At 56.8% G+C, this 2,192-nt stretch carries 3 protein-coding genes and 1 pseudogene; 1 reads left to right on the top strand and 3 read right to left on the bottom strand.

Annotated elements, in window-relative coordinates; genetic code table 11:
• A pseudogene (locus KGB23_RS30035) lies at positions 1-236 on the top strand (IS4 family transposase); the annotation flags it as partial.
• A gap of 143 nt (positions 237-379) precedes the next feature.
• On the opposite strand, the gene infA reads toward KGB23_RS30035, so the two are convergent.
• The 3 genes from infA to aat form a co-directional block, all read right to left on the bottom strand.
• Positions 380-598 carry a translation initiation factor IF-1 gene (gene infA, locus KGB23_RS30030; RefSeq protein ID WP_002553999.1) on the bottom strand — a complete coding sequence of 73 codons (219 nt, stop codon included), beginning with the start codon at positions 596-598 and terminating at the stop codon, positions 380-382.
• 111 nt (positions 599-709) lie between these two features.
• Positions 710-1,417: an arginyltransferase gene (locus KGB23_RS30025; protein ID WP_111448957.1), complete on the bottom strand. Its 708-nt coding sequence runs from the start codon at positions 1,415-1,417 to the stop codon at positions 710-712.
• A 56-nt stretch (positions 1,418-1,473) separates the two neighbouring features.
• The gene (gene aat, locus KGB23_RS30020; protein WP_223433697.1) at positions 1,474-2,154 is read right to left on the bottom strand and encodes a leucyl/phenylalanyl-tRNA--protein transferase; all 681 of its coding nucleotides are present in this window, start codon (positions 2,152-2,154) and stop codon (positions 1,474-1,476) included.
• Positions 2,155-2,192 lie beyond the last annotated feature (38 nt).

The raw sequence follows: 2,192 nt of genomic DNA, 5'->3' as shown, positions 1-2,192 counted from the left end.
GTTACGAGGGTATGCAAATAGCTCTGCCAGCAGAGTACTCATCCATTCCGATCCCCGCAGGAGGGCTGGCTCAGTACCTGCTTGCACTCGCTCGAAACATCCAGCCCAAAGCGGTCGTCAAGAGCAAACGAGGTCCGAAGGTGCCCAAACCAAAGGAGTGGCTTGAAGGCAAAGCCGCGAATGCCCACGTGTCGACGGATCGGGTGCTCAAGGCCGCTAAAGTCAAAAGACCTTGAAAGGGCTGGCTGTAAGAGCGAAACCATATTCAGCCGTTACCGCAGCAACGGATATACACCCAAAACCCAAGAACCCAAGAACCCACCAAATCGCAGACAAACAAAAACGCCCGGCATAAACCGGGCGTTTTGTATTGACTTGATTAGCGAGCGCGGTAAGTGATGCGCCCTTTGCTCAAGTCATAGGGCGTCAGCTCGACGCGCACTTTGTCACCGGTAAGAATACGAATGTAGTTCTTGCGCATCTTGCCGGAGATATGCGCGGTTACGACGTGCCCATTTTCCAACTCCACACGAAACATGGTGTTGGGCAGGGTGTCGACGACAGTGCCTTCCATTTCGAAGCTGTCTTCTTTCGACATGCAGTAAAGCCCTCGGTGTCCAATGAATGGCCCGGTGCAACTGCGCCAGGCAAAAGCGGCGTGCATTGTGCCCGAAAAATGGGGTTTAAGCCAAGGGGTTTACGGCTCGCTCTAGTTCAGGATGACCCAGCGCTGATTAATCAGCAGTTCGATTGGGCGATATTGAGTCTTGTAACTCATTTTTTTGCAGTTTTTGATCCAGTAGCCCAGATAGACGGCTTCCAGCCCCAGACGCTGAGCCTCGGCGATTTGCCAGAGAATCGCATAACGCCCCAGGCTGCGGCGTTCTTCAGCGGGCTCGTAGAAGGTGTAGACAGCCGACAGACCGTTCGGCAGCAAATCGGTGACGGCCACCGCTACCAGTCGTCCTTCGAGGCGGAATTCGTAGAATCGGGAAAACGGCAGGTCACGTACCAGGAACGTCGCAAACTGATCGCGACTCGGCGGGTACATATCGCCATCGGCGTGACGCTGTTCGATATACCGCTGATAAAGGTCGAAATACTCTTCGCTGAACTGCGGCCTGGCAGGGCGCACCTGTAGGTCGACGTTGCGTTTGAAAATGCGTTTCTGCTGGCGGTTGGGCGAAAATTGCGCCACAGGGATGCGCGCCGGTACGCACGCATTGCAATTCTGGCAATGAGGCCGGTAAAGATGATCGCCGCTACGACGGAAACCCATTTCAGACAGGTCTGCATAGACATGCACATCCATGGGCTGACTAGGGTCGAGAAACAGGGTTGTGGCCTGCTCCTCGGGCAGATAACTGCAAGAGTGGGGCTGAGTGGCATAAAACTTCAAACGCGCCAACTCGGTCATGATCAACCCTCGGGATAAGCTTTGAATTAAGTGTAAGCCACGCGCGCAAAAGTCGCTCAGCAAACCCAGGTCGCGCGACTGGGTTGATCCAGATGCTGCGCAAGGTAGTCGGCAAACTCGCTGCGAGGAATCGCTCGGGCGCCGAGGCTGTGCAGGTGGTCGGTCGGCATCTGGCAGTCGATCAGCACAAAGCCTGAGTCTTTCAGATGTCGGACCAGTGTGGCAAAGCCATATTTTGAGGCGTTGTCGGCGCGGCTGAACATGGACTCGCCGAAAAACAGCTGGCCCATCGCCAGGCCATAGAGCCCGCCGACCAGCTCGCCCTGGTCCCAGACTTCCACCGAATGGGCGTAGCCACGCCTGTGCAACTCGAGGTAGGCGTTCTGCATGGCTTCTGTAATCCAAGTGCCGTCGGCGTAATCCCGGGGCGCGGCGCAAGCGCGGATGACCGCGGCAAAATCCTGATCAAAGGTCACTTGATAGCGTTGCTGGCGCAGCAGTTTGTTCAGGCTGCGCGAGACATGCAGTTCGTCGGGAAGTAGTACGGTGCGTGGATCCGGCGACCACCAGAGAATCGGCTGGCCTTCCGAGAACCACGGAAAACAGCCGTGGCGATAGGCCTGAATCAGACGATCGGCGGACAGATCCCCGCCCGCGGCCAACAGCCCGTTGGGATCGCGCATGGCTTTTTCCAGGGGCGGGAAGGTCAGGGTGTTGCGTTGTAACCAAGTCAGCATGGCATCCGGGCTTGCAGAAGGGGAGGGCAGTGATGGGC

Origin of the sequence: Pseudomonas sp. GL-B-26, assembly GCF_019947405.1 — a bacterium.
GTDB lineage: Bacteria > Pseudomonadota > Gammaproteobacteria > Pseudomonadales > Pseudomonadaceae > Aquipseudomonas.
This window is presented reverse-complemented; position numbering and strand designations above follow the sequence as displayed.

Excerpts from the sequence above, each read along its gene's own strand:
- infA (WP_002553999.1), bottom strand. The coding sequence starts at position 598 with ATGTCGAAAGAAGACAGCTTCGAAATGGAAGGCACTGTCGTCGACACC.
- KGB23_RS30025 (WP_111448957.1), bottom strand. The coding sequence starts at position 1,417 with ATGACCGAGTTGGCGCGTTTGAAGTTTTATGCCACTCAGCCCCACTCT.
- aat (WP_223433697.1), bottom strand. The coding sequence starts at position 2,154 with ATGCTGACTTGGTTACAACGCAACACCCTGACCTTCCCGCCCCTGGAA.